The sequence below is a fragment of the Sphingomonas canadensis genome (genome assembly GCF_026013525.1).
Classification (GTDB): Bacteria; Pseudomonadota; Alphaproteobacteria; order Sphingomonadales; family Sphingomonadaceae; genus Sphingomonas; species Sphingomonas canadensis.
In genome coordinates, this window is record NZ_JAPDRA010000006.1 from 50241 (window position 1) to 65446 (window position 15206).

General features: G+C 69.5%; 13 protein-coding genes. 9 read left to right on the top strand and 4 right to left on the bottom strand.

Annotated elements, in window-relative coordinates; genetic code table 11:
• Position 1: 1 nt before the first annotated feature.
• Genes OM513_RS12990 through OM513_RS13010 form a run of 5 tightly spaced genes read left to right on the top strand, consistent with a single transcriptional unit; the run spans position 2 to position 4791 of the window.
• Complete coding sequence (locus OM513_RS12990; protein ID WP_264944835.1) at positions 2-1009, top strand: DUF1611 domain-containing protein; 1008 nt, start codon at positions 2-4, stop codon at positions 1007-1009.
• On the top strand, positions 1006-1992 hold the full coding sequence (dgcA, locus tag OM513_RS12995; protein ID WP_264944836.1) for an N-acetyl-D-Glu racemase DgcA: 987 nt from the start codon (positions 1006-1008) through the stop codon (positions 1990-1992). The genes OM513_RS12990 and dgcA overlap by 4 nt, the downstream gene beginning before the upstream one ends.
• Complete coding sequence (locus OM513_RS13000) at positions 1989-2933, top strand: 3-hydroxyacyl-CoA dehydrogenase (RefSeq protein WP_264944837.1); 945 nt, start codon at positions 1989-1991, stop codon at positions 2931-2933. The genes dgcA and OM513_RS13000 overlap by 4 nt, the downstream gene beginning before the upstream one ends.
• 20 nt (positions 2934-2953) lie before the next feature.
• A complete protein-coding gene (locus tag OM513_RS13005; protein ID WP_264944838.1) occupies positions 2954-3886 on the top strand; it encodes a BKACE family enzyme in 933 nt (310 codons plus the stop codon).
• 14 nt (positions 3887-3900) lie between these two features.
• Complete coding sequence (locus OM513_RS13010) at positions 3901-4791, top strand: NAD(P)-dependent oxidoreductase (RefSeq protein WP_264944840.1); 891 nt, start codon at positions 3901-3903, stop codon at positions 4789-4791.
• Here the strand turns inward: OM513_RS13010 and OM513_RS13015 are convergent.
• The gene (locus OM513_RS13015) at positions 4740-7454 is read right to left on the bottom strand and encodes a family 78 glycoside hydrolase catalytic domain (protein ID WP_454616531.1); all 2715 of its coding nucleotides are present in this window, start codon (positions 7452-7454) and stop codon (positions 4740-4742) included. The genes OM513_RS13010 and OM513_RS13015 overlap by 52 nt on opposite strands.
• A 150-nt stretch (positions 7455-7604) precedes the next feature.
• Between OM513_RS13015 and OM513_RS13020 the strand changes: the two genes are divergently transcribed.
• Positions 7605-8207: a MarR family winged helix-turn-helix transcriptional regulator gene (locus OM513_RS13020; RefSeq protein ID WP_264944844.1), complete on the top strand. Its 603-nt coding sequence runs from the start codon at positions 7605-7607 to the stop codon at positions 8205-8207.
• Positions 8208-8229: 22 nt separating this feature from the next.
• Here OM513_RS13020 and OM513_RS13025 read toward each other — a convergent pair whose 3' ends face one another.
• Positions 8230-9834, bottom strand: coding sequence for an FAD-binding protein (locus OM513_RS13025; RefSeq protein ID WP_264944845.1), 1605 nt, complete (start codon positions 9832-9834; stop codon positions 8230-8232).
• Between the two features lie 131 nt (positions 9835-9965).
• Here OM513_RS13025 and OM513_RS13030 point away from each other — a divergent pair, with 131 nt between their 5' ends.
• On the top strand, positions 9966-10934 hold the full coding sequence (locus OM513_RS13030) for a PDR/VanB family oxidoreductase (protein ID WP_264944846.1): 969 nt from the start codon (positions 9966-9968) through the stop codon (positions 10932-10934).
• Here the strand turns inward: OM513_RS13030 and OM513_RS13035 are convergent.
• Positions 10931-11599 carry a GntR family transcriptional regulator gene (locus OM513_RS13035; RefSeq protein ID WP_264944847.1) on the bottom strand — a complete coding sequence of 223 codons (669 nt, stop codon included), beginning with the start codon at positions 11597-11599 and terminating at the stop codon, positions 10931-10933. The genes OM513_RS13030 and OM513_RS13035 overlap by 4 nt on opposite strands.
• 193 nt (positions 11600-11792) lie before the next feature.
• Here OM513_RS13035 and OM513_RS13040 point away from each other — a divergent pair, with 193 nt between their 5' ends.
• The gene (locus OM513_RS13040) at positions 11793-12863 is read left to right on the top strand and encodes an aromatic ring-hydroxylating dioxygenase subunit alpha (protein ID WP_264944848.1); all 1071 of its coding nucleotides are present in this window, start codon (positions 11793-11795) and stop codon (positions 12861-12863) included.
• Between the two features lie 38 nt (positions 12864-12901).
• Entirely contained in the window at positions 12902-14287 is a 1386-nt protein-coding gene (locus tag OM513_RS13045; RefSeq protein WP_264944850.1) for an MFS transporter, read from the top strand.
• Here OM513_RS13045 and OM513_RS13050 read toward each other — a convergent pair.
• Positions 14284-14955: a GntR family transcriptional regulator gene (locus tag OM513_RS13050; protein WP_264944851.1), complete on the bottom strand. Its 672-nt coding sequence runs from the start codon at positions 14953-14955 to the stop codon at positions 14284-14286. The genes OM513_RS13045 and OM513_RS13050 overlap by 4 nt on opposite strands.
• Between the last annotated feature and the right edge of the window lie 251 nt (positions 14956-15206).

The following is a 15206-nucleotide window of genomic DNA, read 5'->3' on the forward strand; positions in this document are numbered from 1 at the left end:
CATGATCGCGCTGCCCCGCCCCTATCTGGTGTTCACCGGCGACCTCCGGAACGAGGTGAACGCCAAGACGGCCTATGGCGTCCGCGACTGGGCGCCGGAATCCTGCGCCGGCCAATGGTCGCTGCCTGGCTGTACGATCGACCTGGCGCTGCCGGTCCTGACCCCCGCCGAGGCGCGGGCGAAGGGCGTGAAGTCGCTGCTGATCGGCGCGGCGCCTCCGGGCGGCGCCCTGCCCGCGCACTGGATCGGCGCGGTGGTGGAGGCGCTGGAGGCCGGGCTCGACATCGTGAGCGGGCTCCACACTCCGCTCGGCTCCTTCGCGGAGATCGCCGCGGCCGCCGCGAAGTCCGGCGGGCAGCTCATCGATATCCGCCACGGCCAGTATGAACGCCGCGTCGGCACCGGCATCAAGCGCAGCGGCAAGCGGCTGCTGACCGTCGGCACCGATTGCGCGCTGGGCAAGAAATACACCGCGCTCAGCATCACCCGCGCGATGCAGGCGGCGGGCTGGGACGCCAGCTTCCGCGCGACCGGCCAGACCGGCATCATGATCTCGGGCGAGGGCGCCGCGATCGACGCGGTGGTCGCCGACTTCATCTCGGGCGTGGCCGAACAGCTCTCGCCCGATGCCGCCCCCGCGCACTGGGACGTGATCGAGGGCCAGGGATCGCTGTTTCACCCCGCCTATGCCGCGGTGACGCTGGGCCTGCTCCACGGGTCGCAACCCGACGCGATGGTGCTGTGCCACCACCCCACGCGCGAGCGCATCAACGGGTTCGAGGGCTATCGCCTGCCCACGCTCACCCAGGCGATGGAGCTTCACCTGCCGCTCGCCCGGCGCACCAATCCGGACTCGCGGATCGTCGCGGTCGCGCTCAACACCAAGGGGCTGGACGAGGCCGCCACCGCCGCCGCGATCGCCGCGGCCGGGAGCGAGACCGGGCTACCCGCCTTCGATCCGATCAAGCACGATCTGTCGCCGCTGCTCGCGCAGCTCGAAACGCTGTGACGCTGACGCTGGAGGCGCGGCCGGTAAGCTGGCCGATGAGCGAGCCGTTCGTGATCGCGCGCGGCGCCGTTTCCACCGCCGACGGGATCATCGTCACGCTAACCGACGGCGAAGGCCGCACGGGCCGTGGCGAGGCCTATGGCGTCAACTATCGCGGCGAGACGCCGGCATCGATGCTCGCCGAGATCGAGGCGGCGGCCCCCGCGATCCGCGCCGGGATCGATCGTCACGCGCTGCTCGGCCTGCTGCCGAAGGGCGGCGCGCGCTGCGCCATCGATGCCGCGCTGTGGGATCTGGAGGCCAAGGCGACCGGCATCCCCGCCTGGCAGCGCGCCGGCATCGCCGAGCCTCGCGCGATGGTCTCCGCCTACACCATCGGCATCGGCACGCCCGAACGGATGCGCGAGAAGGCCGCCGCCCGCGCCGGCTATCCGCTGCTCAAGGTCAAGGTCGACGCCGGCAACCCGCTCCGACGCCTCCGCGCCGTCCGCGAGGGAGCGCCTGAGGCGAGCATCATCCTCGATCCCAACGCCTCCTGGACGCGCGCGCAACTCGAAGGGCTGCTGCCCGATCTGATGGCGCTGGGCGTGGTGCTGATCGAACAGCCGCTGCCGCCGGAGGCCGACGCGGACCTGGCCGGGATCGCGCGCGGCATCCCGATCTGCGCCGACGAAAGCTTGCATGATGCGGACGATCTGGCGCGGATCGCGCCGCTGTTCGATTTCGTCAACATCAAGCTCGACAAGACCGGCGGGCTCACCGCGGGGCTGGCGCTGGCCGACGCGGCGGAGGCGGCGGGGCTCCGGCTGATGGTCGGCTGCATGATCGGCAGCTCGCTGGCGATGGCGCCCGCCGCGGTACTCGCGCAGCGCTGCCGCTTCGTCGATCTCGATGGGCCGCTGCTCCAGTCCGAAGACGTCGATCACCCGATCGCCTATCACCAGGGCCGGATGGACTTTCCTTCACGGGAGCTTTGGGGATGAGCATGCTGAGGCGCAGGATGCGCGTCGCGATAATCGGCTGCGGGGTGATCGGGCGGAGCTGGGCGGTGGTGTTCGCCCGCGCCGGTGCCGAGGTGCGGCTCTACGACCAGAATGGCGACGCCGCCCAGCGCGCGCCCGCAGTGATCGCGGAAACGCTGCGCGGCCAGGGCATGAAGGCGGCCGAGGTCCGCGCGATCGAGGCGGCGCTGCTGCCCGTGGACAGCCTGGCCGAAGCGCTCGGCGGCGCGCAATATGCGCAGGAAAGCATCGCCGAGACCGTCGCCGCCAAGCGCGCGATCTTCGAACAGATGGACGCGGTTGCGCCGCGCGAGTGCATCCTCGCCAGCTCCTGCTCGTCGATCCCTCCCGCGGAGTTCCTGGGCGGGCTGGCGGGCGAATGGCGGTCGCTGATCGCGCATCCGTTCAACCCGCCGCACCTGATCCCGCTGGTCGAGCTGGTGCCCGCGCCGGGCACGGCTGAAAAGGTGGTGGCGCGCGCGCGGCGCCTGCTCGCCGGGTTCGGCCAGCATCCCGTGCTGCTGCACAAGCCGGTGGAAGGCTTCATCGGCAACCGCCTCCAGGCCGCGGTGGTCAGCGAGATCATGCACCTGATCGGCGAAGGCGTCGCCAGCCCGGCGGACATCGACGCATGCCTGCGGCTGGGCCTGGGCCTGCGCTGGGCGATGATGGGGCCGCTGGAGACGATGGACCTGAACGCCGACGGCGGCATCGCCGATTATATCGGCAAGTTCGGCAAGGATTATCAGGCGCTCAGCCGCAAGCTGGGCATCGCCGAGCCCTGGCGCGAGGAGGCGGTGGCCGCCGCGATCGAAAGCCGGCGCGCCGCGCTGCCGATCGCCGCGCTGCGCAAGCGCATGGGCTGGCGCGACCGCAACCTGCTGCGCCTGCGCCAGCTTCTCGAAGCGCCCGCACGGCGCTGACCATCAAGGGGAATTTCACGATGCAGCGGACCCGCAAGGTCGTCATCACCTGCGCGGTGACGGGGTCGATCCACACGCCGACCATGTCCGATCACCTGCCCATCACCGCCGACCAGATCACCACCGCCGCCGTGGAGGCGGCCGAGGCGGGGGCATCGGTGATCCACCTCCACGCGCGCGATCCCAGGGACGGGCGGCCGAGCGGCGATCCCGCGCTGTTCATGGATTTCCTGCCGCGCATCAAGCAACAGACCAACGCGGTGCTCAACATCACCACCGGCCACGGCCCGGGCATCTCGGTGGACGAACGCCTGCTCGCGGCCAAGGCGGCGCGGCCGGAGCTCGCCTCGCTCAACATGGGATCGTTCAACGCGGGCGTGATGCCGGTACGGCCGGATACCCAATGGAAGCACGAATGGGAGAAACCCTATCTCGAAGCCTTCAGGGGCGGGATCGCGGCCAACAGCTATGAGACGATCGAGCGCATCCTGACCGAGATCGGCCTGGAGCACGGCACGCGCTTCGAATATGAATGCTACGACATCGGCCACCTCTACGCGCTCGCCTATTTCGCGGAGCGCGGGCTGGCGAAGCCGCCCTTCTTCATCCAGTGCATCTTCGGCCTGATGGGCGGCGCGGGCGCCGATCCGGAGAACCTGACCTATATGGTCAACACCGCCAACAAGCTGTTCGGCGACGATTATTATCTGTCGGTGTTCGCGGCGGGGCGGCATCAGATGCGCTTCGTGACGCTGGGCGCGATCATGGGCGGATCGGTGCGCGTCGGGCTGGAGGACAGCCTGTACATCGGCCGCGGCGAGCTTGCGACCAGCAACGCGCAACAGGTCGGCAAGGTGCGCTCGATCCTGGAGGCGCTGTCGTTCGACATTGCAGGCCCGGACGATGTCCGCGAGATGCTCTCCCTGAAGGGAGCCCATCAGACGGGCTTCTGAGCGCGGAGGGACGCATGGCCGAGATCGCATTCCTGGGCCTGGGGATCATGGGCCGCCCGATGGCCGCATGCCTGGCGCGCGCCGGGCACGCGGTGCGCGGGTGGAACCGCAACCCCCGCGACCTGGACGAAGCGCGCGCGGCGGGGGTCTCCATCGCCGGCGATGCGGCGGAGGCGGTTCGCGGCGCGGACCTCACCGTCCTCATGGTCAGCACCGGCGACGCCGCCGACGCGGTGCTGTTCGGCCCCGCGGGCATCGCGGATGCGCTCAGGCCCGGCAGCACCGTCGTCGTGATGAGCTCGATCCCGCCCGATGTCGCGCGGCGCCAGGCGGAGCGGCTGGCGCCGCTTGGCGTGTCCTTCATCGACGCGCCGGTATCCGGCGGCGAGATCGGCGCCCAGCAGGCCAGCCTCGCGATCATGGCAGGCGGCGACGCGGCGGTGGTGAAGGCCGCGCGTCCGGTGCTGGAGGCGATGGGCCGCGTCACCCATGTCGGCCCGGTGGGCGCGGGCCAGGTCGCCAAGCTCGCCAACCAGACGATCGTCGGCATCGGCATCGCCGCGGTGGCGGAGGCATTGCTGCTGGCGCGCGCGGGCGGCGCCGATCCGGCGGCGGTGATCGCCGCGCTTTCGGGCGGGTTCGCCGATTCCACGATCCTGCGCGTCCATGGCGCGCGGATGGTGGCGGGCGATTTCCGCCCCGGCGGCCATGCCACCACCCAGCTAAAGGATCTCGCCACCGCCCGCGGCCTGGCCGACGCGGCGAAGGTGACGCTGCCCACCCTGTCGCTGGTCCGCGACCTGTTCGACAGCATGTGCGCCGACGGGCTTGGCGCCTTCGATCACAGCGGGCTCTACGCCTGGCTCGATCCCTCCAATCCCACGCCCGCGATCAGCAGCGAATAATCGCCGGATTCCGCCGCGATCCGCGTCCCGGCCCCGTCGCGCGCCGTCACCCCGGCCAGCGCCGCCGCATCCGCCCCGCCGATCGCGCCGGGCGCGACGGGCAGCAGCACCTCGGCCTGGGTGCCCGGCGGCACGGTGAAGTCCAGCCGCACGTCCGCCCCCGCAAACTCCCAGCGCACGCGCACCACGCCGCTCGCCGCGCGCTGGCTCGCCTCGCACCAGCCGAGCCGCGCATCGAAGCGCGGGCGGATCGTCACTGCGCTCCATCCGGGCGCAGCGCCGCGGATGCCCGCCGCATCCTCGAACAGCCACTGCCCCACCGATCCCAGCGCGGCATGGTTGAACGAGTTCATCGAAGGGTCCGCGGGCGCCGCATCGCCGCCCAGGCTGTTCCAGCGCTCCCACAGCGTCGTCGCGCCCTGCCCGATCATATACCCCCAGGAGGGATAGGCGGTGCGCAGCAACAGGTCATAGGCCAGCCGCGCATGCCCATGGTCGCTCAGCGCCGCCAGCAGGTAGCGGGTGCCCAGGAACCCGGTCGACAGCGCCCCGCCGTTCGCAGCGATCAGGCCCGCGAGCCGGTCCGCCATCGCCCCGCGCACCCCGGCGGGAACGGCCCCCGTGCCGATCGCGATGGCATAGCCCGCCTGGGTCGGGGTGCTCAGGCTGCCGCCCTCCACTAGGAACGCCGCGCAGAAGCGCCGCCGGACCATCCCCTCCAGCGCCCGGTAATAGAGCGCCTCGGCCTCGCGCCCCGTCCCTTCGGCCATGTCCGCCATCATCGCCGCGGCCTGGACGTAGAGCGCGGTCGCGATCAGGTCGCGATCCGTGCCCGCGTCGATCGCCAGCCAGTCGCCATAGTTGTTCCCCACGCCGCGCCGCAGCCCATCCGGGAAGCGCCGGTCCAGGCTGGCCATCCACGCGGCCATCGATCGCCAGCAGCTATCCACCAGCCCGGGGTCGCCATATCGCCGCCACAGCGTCCAGGGCACGATCACCGCGGCATCGGCCCAGCCGGCGGCGCCATCCGCGAAGAAGTCGAACGCGGGCGACAGGAAGGGCGCCATGTCCGGCACGGTGCCGTCCGCCGCCTGGGCGTCGCGGATGTCCTGCAACCATTTGGCGAAATAGCCGCGCACGTCGAACAGGCACGCCGCAGTCCCAGCGATCAGTTGCGCGTCCGCCAGCCAGCCGAGCCGCTCGTCGCGGCTGGGGCAATCGGTGGGCACCGCCTGCAGATTGCTGCGCAGCCCCCAGCCGATGTTGCGCAGCAATCGCTCCACCATCGCATGGCCGCAGGCGAAGCTGCCCGCCGCGTCCAGATCGGCATGCAGCACGCGCGATTCGATCGCGTGCAGCTTCACCCGGTCCAGCCCGGTCAGCTCGGCGTGGCGAAAGCCGTGGATCGTGAAGGCCGGCTCCCAATCGCGCGGGCCGGCGCCGTCGCACACATGGGTATCGGTCTGTGCCGCGCGCAGCAGGTTGGCGGAATAGAGCGCCCCGTCCGCGTCCAGTATCTCGGCATGGCGGATTCGCAGCGCCGCCCCCGCCTCGCCCGACACCCGGAGCCTCAGCCGCCCGGCATGGTTCTGTCCGAAGTCCGCCAGCGCCCGCCCGCCCTCGCGCATGATCGAAACCGGCGCCAGCACCTGGGTGGTGCGCACGGGCGGCGCGATGTCCGGCTCGATCGGCACCCCGTCGATCGGACGCACCGAAACCGGCGCCCAGCCGCCGTCGTCGAAGCCGGGGAGCATCCAGCCCTCCCAGTCCTGCCGCGCGTCGAACACCTCGCCGTTCAACAGGTCCGAATAGGCGATCGGGCCTTGCGCCACCCGCCATTGCGGGCCGCTGCCCAGCCACTCGGTCTGGCCGTCGGCATATTCGATCATCAACTGGCAGGTGAACCAGGGCTGCGGGCCATAATGCCCCGCCGGATATTTGGCGTGTTCGGAGATGCGGCCGCTGTACCACCCCTCCCCCAGCACCGCCGCCAGCATGTTCGCGCCGGGCCGCAACAGCGCGGTGACGTCATGGGTCTGGTACGCGATCCGCCTGCGATAATCGGTCCAGCCCGGCGCCAGCGCACCCGGATTGCAGGCCTCGCCGTTCACGCTGGCCAGGTACAGCCCCCGCGCCGTGGCATGCAGCCGCGCGCGCCGCACCGCGCCCCGGACCATGAAACCGCCGCGCAGCAGCAGCGCGGGCAGCGCGCCGAAATGGTTGCGATGGATCTCGCCGCGCAACTCCGGCCGGCGCGGGCGCCAGCAGGGCGCGGGCGGCAGGATCTGGCTGATCCATTCGCCGCGCCAGCGATCGGGCGCGGTCTCCAGCCGCGCTTCGCTCCAGCCGCCCCAGCGCCCGGCCTCGTCGCGCATCCGCACACGCCAGCGATAGGCGGTGGACGGCGCCAGCGCCGGCCCCTCGTACCGGAGTTGCGGAAGGCCCGTCCATTCGCGCGGGCCGCTGTCCCACAGCGGCGCCTCCCAGTCCGTCGCCCCCTCGGCGTCCGGCGCCAGCATCAGCCGGAACCCGCCTGGCCTGCGCCCGCGCCCGGCCGCCGCCAGGCCCCAGGTGAACAACGGCCGCGCTCCGGCGAGGGCCAGGGGGGCAGGCGCACCCTCGCAACGCGGGTCGAAGGCATCGATCATATCTGCAAACGGCATGACGAATATTCTATATGGGAATTTATATTCATCAATGGAATTATCGTGCCCAGGCACTCCCGGCACCGGCAGGGAAATCGCTCTGGCGGCGGCGGGGCTAACGCCTTAGAGGTTCGCGATGCGCCGGATCTTGCCAGAACGCCCCTCCGCATGACCCGAAAGTCCGCACCGCGCGGCAAGGCAAAGGGCCCTGCCCCCTCGGACGGCGCGACCAGCCTTGCGGGGCTGCGCGCGGCCAGTCATGCGCATCGCCTGGATTCCGCGGTCGGCGTGGTGATCGACGAATGGGTGTCGGTGGTGCCGGCGCTCGATCGCGACGTGCGCGCCATCGCCGCGCGGATCGCCCGCATCGATGACCGGCTGCGCAGCCGAACCTCCGAAGCGCTCAAGCGCGCGGGACTCTCGGACAATGAGTTCCGCCTGCTTGCCGGCCTGATGCGGATCGGCCCGCCCTATCGCGGCGCGCCGACCGATCTGGCCGGCCGCTATGTGCCCGTCACCTCAGGCGGGCTGACCGGGCTGGCCAACCGGCTGGAGCGGCGCGGGCTGATCCAGCGCGTCTCGCACCCCAGCGACCAGCGATCCAACCTGATCGAGCTTACCGGGGAGGGCCAGGCGCTGGCGCACGACACCATGTCGCATTTCGCGGCGATGGAGCAGGAGCTGATGGCTGGGCTTAGCCCGGTCGATCGCGCGCGCGGCAACGCATTTCTCAGCAAGCTGCTGCACTCGATCGAAGCCGCGCTGCCCTAGCTGGACTGCGCGGCCCCCATCGTCATTCGGCGGCGATCGCCGCCGGCTCGGCGGTAAGCGTCACCGGCACGCTATCCACCGCGATCGATCCGTCCGGCGCACGCGAGAGGCGGACGTGCCGCACCCATGCCGGGTCGGCATCCGGAAAATCGGTGCGCCCGTGGCCGCTGCGGGTCTCCTCGCGCGCCAGCTTGGCCGTGGCCACCAGTTGCCCGGCCAGCGCCAGGTTGCGCACTTCCTCCGCCGCAACGATGTCGGAGATGTCCAGGTCGCTTGCCGCCTGCTCGCGGATCGCCTGCAGCTTCTCGATCGCGTCGGTAAGCTTCTCGCGGTTGGAAACCACGCCCGCCTGGCTCCACATGATCGTCTGGATGCGTTCGAACAACTCGGCGGGATCGGCCTTGCCCGCGCCGCTCGCCAGCCGCTCGCGCTCGGCGGCGATCGCGGCGGGATCGATCGCGGGCAGCGGATTGGCCGCGGCATGGGCCGCCGCGCTCCGGCCCGCGATGGTGCCGAACGTCTGCGTCTCCAGGAAGCCGCAGCCCTGCATGCGATCGCCGCCATGGACGCCGCCCGATGCCTCGCCCGCGGCATAAAGGCCGCGCACCTGCGTCGCGGCGTTCACATCGATACGGGCACCGCCCATCAGCCGCTGGAACATCAGCGTGATCGGCACGATCTCGCCTGCCTTATAGGTGCCCACGGGCGCGCGCGAACGGGCGATCTGCCCTTCCTCGACCTCCCACACCACCGGGCCGCGTCCCTCGAAATTCTCGGTATAGACCGCGCGCGCCATCATATAGCGCGGTGCGCATTCCAGGTTCTCCGGATCGTAGCGCTCCATGATCCGCTCCCCCAGCCGGTTGCGGTATGCCGCGCCGAAGATCGGCCCCGCGGGCGGGGAATCGCGGAACTGGGCGAACTCCATGTCGATCAGCGGGACGCCCGCATGGAAGGCGAGCGCATAGGAATCGCCGGTGGTGCGGCTATGGTGCTCGACCACCTCCTCGCACAGGATCGAATAGAGCCGGTTCACGCCGCCAGAGGCGAGCACCACCGCCTTCGCGCGGATGACGAACGCCTCGCCGTCCGGGCCGATGGCATGGGCGCCCGCGACCGCGCCGTCGCTGACCAGCAGGCGCGTGATCAGCGTGTTCTCGCACAGCGTCACCCCGGCCTTTTCCAGCGCGGCGCGCATCGGCGCGATCACATTCGCGTGGACGCCGTTGCCATGGCCCTTGGCCATCAGCGTGCGGCGCACCGAATGGCCGGCGCGCTTGGAGATGAACCAGCTTCCGTCCGGATTGTCGATGAACGCGACGCCGCGGCGCTCCATATCCTCGGCCAGTCCGCGCCCCAGCCGCGCGCATTGCGCCACCAGGTCGCGATCGCAGATGCCGCCGCTGGCATTCGCCCAATCGTCGATGAACAGTTCCGGGCTGTCCGCCTCGTCGAGCAGGGGTACGCTGAAGCCGACCAGCGCGTGCGGGCTGGATCCGCTGGTGCCGACCTCTCCCTTGTCGACGAGCAGCACCGATGCTCCGGCCTCCGCGGCTTCCAGCGCGGCGCGCGTCGCGGCGGATCCGCCACCGATCACCAGAACGTCGGTTTCCAGGTCTCCAGCCATTGCATCCTTCCTGATCATTTGTGCCGGCGGGTTGTATTTTCGCTGGATATTCGAGTCAATCTATCTTAGCACTAAGATATCAGGACGGTAATTTGCGGGCCGCGCTTCCGGCTCGAAGCGGTATCAACCAAATGGAATCGCAACAGAAGTCCAGTACGAACCCGCTTTCGCTCCACGTCAGTGCGATTGCGCCGGCCGGTGCGGATACGATCCTGCTGCGCCTCGCCGACCGCGATGGCGCTATGCTTCCTCCCGCCGCGCCCGGCGCGCATGTCACGCTGCTGCTTCCCGGCGGGATCGATCGCCAATATTCGCTGATCGAGGCGGGCGACGCGCTGCGCGAATATGTCATCGCGGTGCGGCGCGAACCCAATTCGCGCGGCGGGTCGGCGGCCGTCCACGATGGCCTGCGTCCGGGCAGCGCGATCGGCGTGCTGCCGCCGCGCAACGATTTCCCGCTCGTCACGGACGCCCGCCATTCGGTGCTGATCGGCGGGGGGATCGGCATCACGCCTTTGCTGTCCATGGCGTCCTGGCTCGGCACGCATGGCCGCGCGTTCGATCTGCACGCGGCGTTCGCCAGCCGCCCGGCGCTGCTGCTGGCCGACAGGCTGGATCGCGTCCCCCAGGCCCGGCTGCATTTCGACGACGCCGCGGGCGGGCCGTTTCCGCTGGCGGCGACAATCGCGGCGGCCCCGCGCGACGCCCATCTCTATTGCTGCGGCCCGGCCGCGATGATCCAGGACTTCATCGCGATGGCGCGTGCGGACGGGCGTGACGATGCCGCGATCCACTTCGAGTATTTCGCCCCGCCGCCCGCCGCCGCCCCGGCGGGAAGCTTCACCGTGGCGCTCGCCCGCTCGGGTATCGAGCTGGCCGTACCCCCGGGCAAGTCGATCCTGGAGGTCGTCCGCGCGGCCGGCATCGCCGCCGGCTCAAGCTGCGAACAGGGAACCTGCGGCGCGTGCGAGGTGAGGGTGATCGAGGGCATTCCCGATCATTTCGACGCGGTCCTTTCGCCAAAGGACAAGCGCGAGGGGAAATCGATGATGATCTGCTGTTCGGGAGCGCTCAGTGACCGGCTCGTGCTCGATCTCTAGCGCCCGTCCCCGGCCCATAGCGCGGGCATCGCGACCAGCGCCTCCTCCAGCGTCGCCTCAGCCTGTGCGCGCTCCCGCGCATATTCCTCCAAAAGCCGGTCCCGGTCCGCGGCGGCCAGCGCCTCCATCAGCGCATAGTCGCCCTCGGTCTCGAAATAGGTGCGGAACCGGTCCGTGCGAAGCCACAGCCGCTGCACCTCGCGCAGCAGCACCCCCTCCGGCGACAGGCCGAAGATCAGCAGACGCAGTTCCTCGCGCAGCATGTCTCGAACCGGCCGGCCGGTGGCCGGATCGGCCGCGCGCCGCTGCAGCGCCGCCAGCCGGTCGAGCTGCTTCCTGTCCGGCCATTGGAGCGACGTCAGCAGTTCTGTCTCCAGCCACCGCCGCATCCGGTAGACCTGGCGGACGTCGCCGGCGGACAGCCGCGCGACGAAATAGCCGCGATGATAGTCGTGCTGCAGCAGTCCTTCGGAACGAAGCTGCGCCAGCGCCTCGCGCAGCGTTCCCTTGCTTGCCGGATGGTGCTGCGCCAGCCAGCGCTGCGGCAGGTGGGCGCCGGGATGCAGCGTTCCGCGATAGATCGCGGCGCGGATATCCTCGGCCAGGTCGTCGACCACGCTTCGCGGTGCCGGCTCCGCCCGTGACTCGAGGGGCGGCTGGGACACGGCGATGTTCATCCCTTGCCCCCGGTCCTTCCGTCCATCGCAATGCCCCCTTCCGCAGCCGGCTCCCCGGGCTGGTTCTATATATTATATTATATTTAATTGACGGCAACCTGTTTCGCCAACATGGTCCGGGCGCCCGCCGCCGGCCGCCCGGCCTGCGCAAACCCGATCATCGTCAAATGAGAGGTGGCAATTGCTCTCGATCCTGAAGAACGCCTGGTACGCAGCCGCTTTTTCCGAAGAGCTCGCCGATGCCCCGCTCGCGCGGAAGCTGGCGGGCGAGGACGCGGTGCTCTTCCGCACCGCGGATGGCGCCGCCGCGATGCTGCGCGATCGCTGCCCGCATCGCTTTTCCCCGCTGTCCGAAGGTCAGGTGGAGGGTGACACGATCCGCTGTCCCTATCATGGCCTGCGCTTCGATAGCGCGGGGCGTTGCGTACATAACCCGCATCTGGGCAAGGAAGCCCCCTTCCCCGCGGCAGATACGCGGGCTTGGCCGGTAATGGAGCGCTATGGCGTGATCTGGTTCTGGCCCGGCGATCCGGCCGCGGCGAATCCTGATTCGCTGCCGCGCGTCGCGTTCCTGGAGGACCCGGAATATGCGCTGGTCCGCGGGCGTCTGCACGTGCGCGGCCATTATGAACTGGTCGTCGACAACCTGCTCGATCTCAGCCATGCAGCCTTCATCCACCCGCAGTTCGGCGGCGGACGCCACGCGACCGAGACGGTACTTAAGGCGACCAAGCAACGGCTGGAACGCCGGGAGCGGTCGATCGTCAACCACCGCATGCGAAGCGGCCTTGGCCCCTCCTCCGCGCATGTGAAGCTGTTCGGCATGGATCCCGACGTGCCGGTGCATTCCGATACCACCATGACCTGGTATCCGCCCGCATTCCTGGATTTCGCGGTCGGCAGTTGGGAGATGGACAAAGGCCGCGACAGCGGCGTCCACATCCCGCAGCTTCATACGATCACGCCCGAAACCGAGTTCACATCGCATTACTTCTTCATCAACGGCCGCAACCGCCGCCAGGACGAGCCCGAGGTCGACAAGGCGCTGCTCGACTTCTTCGATCTGGCCTTCCGCCAGCAAGACGAACCAATGATCGAGCTGGTGCAGAAGAACATGGGCGCGGTGAGCGACATCAACCAGTTGAACCCGATCCTGCTGGCAACCGATGCCGCGCCGGTTTCCGCGCGGCGCATGCTCGCCGCCCTGATCGCGGAGGAACAAGCGGCGGAAGGCGCGGACGGCGCCCGGTGACCCCTGCCGCCGGCCCGGCAAGCCCTGCCTCGCTGCGCATGACCGGAACCGCGGTAGCGGTGGCGATGTTCATGGCGCAACTCGACGCGACCGTGATCCACACCGCCCTTCCCGCGATGGGCAAAAGCTTCGGCGTGGCGCCGGTGGACCTTTCGATCGGCGTCACCGTCTATCTGCTGGCACAGGCGGCATGCCTGCCCGCCAGCGCCTGGCTGACCGACCGGCTGGGGCCGAAGCGCGTGTTCGCGCTTGCGGTTCTGTGCTTCACCCTCAGTTCCTTGTGGTGCGGGCTCACCCATTCGCTAGGCCAGTTCGTCGCAGCACGGGTGGCACAGGGTGCCAGCGCGGCGCTGATGATGCCCGTCGGCGGCTCGCTCCTCGTCCGCTCGGCGGGCAAGGAACGGCTGGTGCAGGTGATGACGCTGACCAGTACCGCGGTGCTGCTGGCGCCCACTTTCGGCCCGGCGATCGGCGGCTTCTGCGTCACCTATCTTTCCTGGCCCTGGGCGTTCCTGATCAACGTGCCGATCGGCGTGCTGGGGCTGGTGATGATCTGGCGCCACGTCCCGGACCTGCCCGCCGAGAACCCGCGCCCCTTCGACACGCGGGGCTTCCTGCTTGGCGCCGCCGCCATGACCGGGCTTCTGATCGGGCTCGACCGGGTTTCGTCCGCCAGCGGCGACATCCGCATCGCGCTCGCCTGCCTGGCCGGGGGCGCGGCCGCCGCGCTCGCGGCCGTCCGCCATTTCCGGCGCCATCCCGCGCCGCTGCTATCGCTCGCGCCGCTGCGTTCCGACATCTACCGCATCTCGGTGCTGTCCGCGGGCGCTCCGATCCGTATCGCGATCCGGGCGCTGCCCTTCGTGCTTCCGCTGATGTTCCAGCTCTCGCTGGGCATGAGCGCCTTTGCCGCCGGGTTGACGCTGATCATGCTCAACGGATCGGATCTGGTGATAAAGCCGCTGATCCGCGTGCTGCTCCGGCGCCTGGGCTATCGCGCCAACCTGCTCGCCAGTTGCCTGGCCTCGGCGGCGGGGACCGCTTTGTGCGCCGCTTTCTCGCCCAGCACGCCGTTGTGGGTGATCCTGGTGTGCCTGATGTTCCTTGGCGCCGCGCGATCGATCCTGTTCACCGGCGTCCAGACGCTGCTCTACACCGATGTTCCGGAGGATCAGACGACCTCGGCGACCGTGCTGTGGAACGTGTTTCAGCAACTCACCAGCGCCATCGCGGTATCGCTGAGCGCGATCATCATCAACGCGCTGTCGGCGCTGCACGGGCGATGGGGCGAAGCACCCGGCCTGGCGGATTTCCGCGTAGCGCTCCTGTTCCACGCCGCGTTGCTGCTGGCCGCGATGGCATCGCTGAGAAAGCTGGAAGGAACCGCGGGCGCCCGGCTGAGCGGCCATTCGGCTCAGACCTAGAGGTTCCGGTCCTCAAGGATCTCCAGCACCATCCCTTCGAACGAGACGCGACGGTCACGGCGCAGCCGCACCAGCTTCTCGCGATCCTGCTCGGCCAGTGCCTCGACCAGATCGTGCTTGCGCACCAGATTGCGCTGGGCGTTCGAGCGGCGAGGAAGCGGCAGGATGGCGCGGAACCGGTCCGTGAGCGTCCACAGCCGCATCGCCTCACGCACCATCACCTTGTGCGGTGAGAAATCGAAGATCGTCTGGTGGAACTCGCGGTGCCGAAGCCACCAGTCGCGCCGCTGCTCGGCATCCAGCAGCCGCTCCAGTTCCACGGCGCGCTTTCTCAGATCCGCCAGTTGCGCCCGACTCGGCCATTCGATCGACTGGAGCAGATCGTCTTCGAGAAGGTGGCGCATCCGGAAAAGCTGCCACGCCTCCGCACTGGAAAGCCGCGCGACAAAGAAGCCGCGATTTGGATCATGCTCCACGATCCCTTCCGACGTGAGCAGTTTCAGCGCTTCCCGCACCGGCACCGGGCTGGAATCGAAACGCTCGGCAAGTTCGATCTGGCCCAGCCGCACGCCCGGCGACAGCATCCCGCCGGCAACCAGGGTGCGGACTTCGTCGGCGATCTTCGTGGCTACTCCGTTCGAGCGCGCCTCACCTGTTCGCAGCTTCATATCCTCCCCATGGTCGAAACAGGCCCCGGAAGAAAGCGTCGATTCTCCAAGGCACGGCGGCCGTCCGGAATGCGGCCGTTTCCCGCGGTGCCGGCAACGCGCATCATGCAGTTTACACTTCCACTTTTGAATATTATTTTTTATAATCCTTCGCACAGAACAAGCCCCAGCGGCAAGCAGGGGGCAGGGGCGCGGCGGTGGCCGGTGTCGGTTCGCCGGCCCCGTCCCTCGGTGTCACCCAGGGGACGGAG

What these genes read in the sequence shown, in the direction of transcription:
- OM513_RS12990 (WP_264944835.1), top strand. Translation starts at nt 2, where the DNA reads ATGATCGCGCTGCCCCGCCCCTATCTGGTGTTCACCGGCGACCTCCGG.
- OM513_RS13000 (WP_264944837.1), top strand. Translation starts at nt 1,989, where the DNA reads ATGAGCATGCTGAGGCGCAGGATGCGCGTCGCGATAATCGGCTGCGGG.
- OM513_RS13005 (WP_264944838.1), top strand. Translation starts at nt 2,954, where the DNA reads ATGCAGCGGACCCGCAAGGTCGTCATCACCTGCGCGGTGACGGGGTCG.
- OM513_RS13010 (WP_264944840.1), top strand. Translation starts at nt 3,901, where the DNA reads ATGGCCGAGATCGCATTCCTGGGCCTGGGGATCATGGGCCGCCCGATG.
- OM513_RS13015 (WP_454616531.1), bottom strand. Translation starts at nt 7,454, where the DNA reads ATGCCGTTTGCAGATATGATCGATGCCTTCGACCCGCGTTGCGAGGGT.
- OM513_RS13020 (WP_264944844.1), top strand. Translation starts at nt 7,605, where the DNA reads ATGACCCGAAAGTCCGCACCGCGCGGCAAGGCAAAGGGCCCTGCCCCC.
- OM513_RS13025 (WP_264944845.1), bottom strand. Translation starts at nt 9,834, where the DNA reads ATGGCTGGAGACCTGGAAACCGACGTTCTGGTGATCGGTGGCGGATCC.
- OM513_RS13030 (WP_264944846.1), top strand. Translation starts at nt 9,966, where the DNA reads ATGGAATCGCAACAGAAGTCCAGTACGAACCCGCTTTCGCTCCACGTC.
- OM513_RS13045 (WP_264944850.1), top strand. Translation starts at nt 12,902, where the DNA reads ATGACCGGAACCGCGGTAGCGGTGGCGATGTTCATGGCGCAACTCGAC.
- OM513_RS13050 (WP_264944851.1), bottom strand. Translation starts at nt 14,955, where the DNA reads ATGAAGCTGCGAACAGGTGAGGCGCGCTCGAACGGAGTAGCCACGAAG.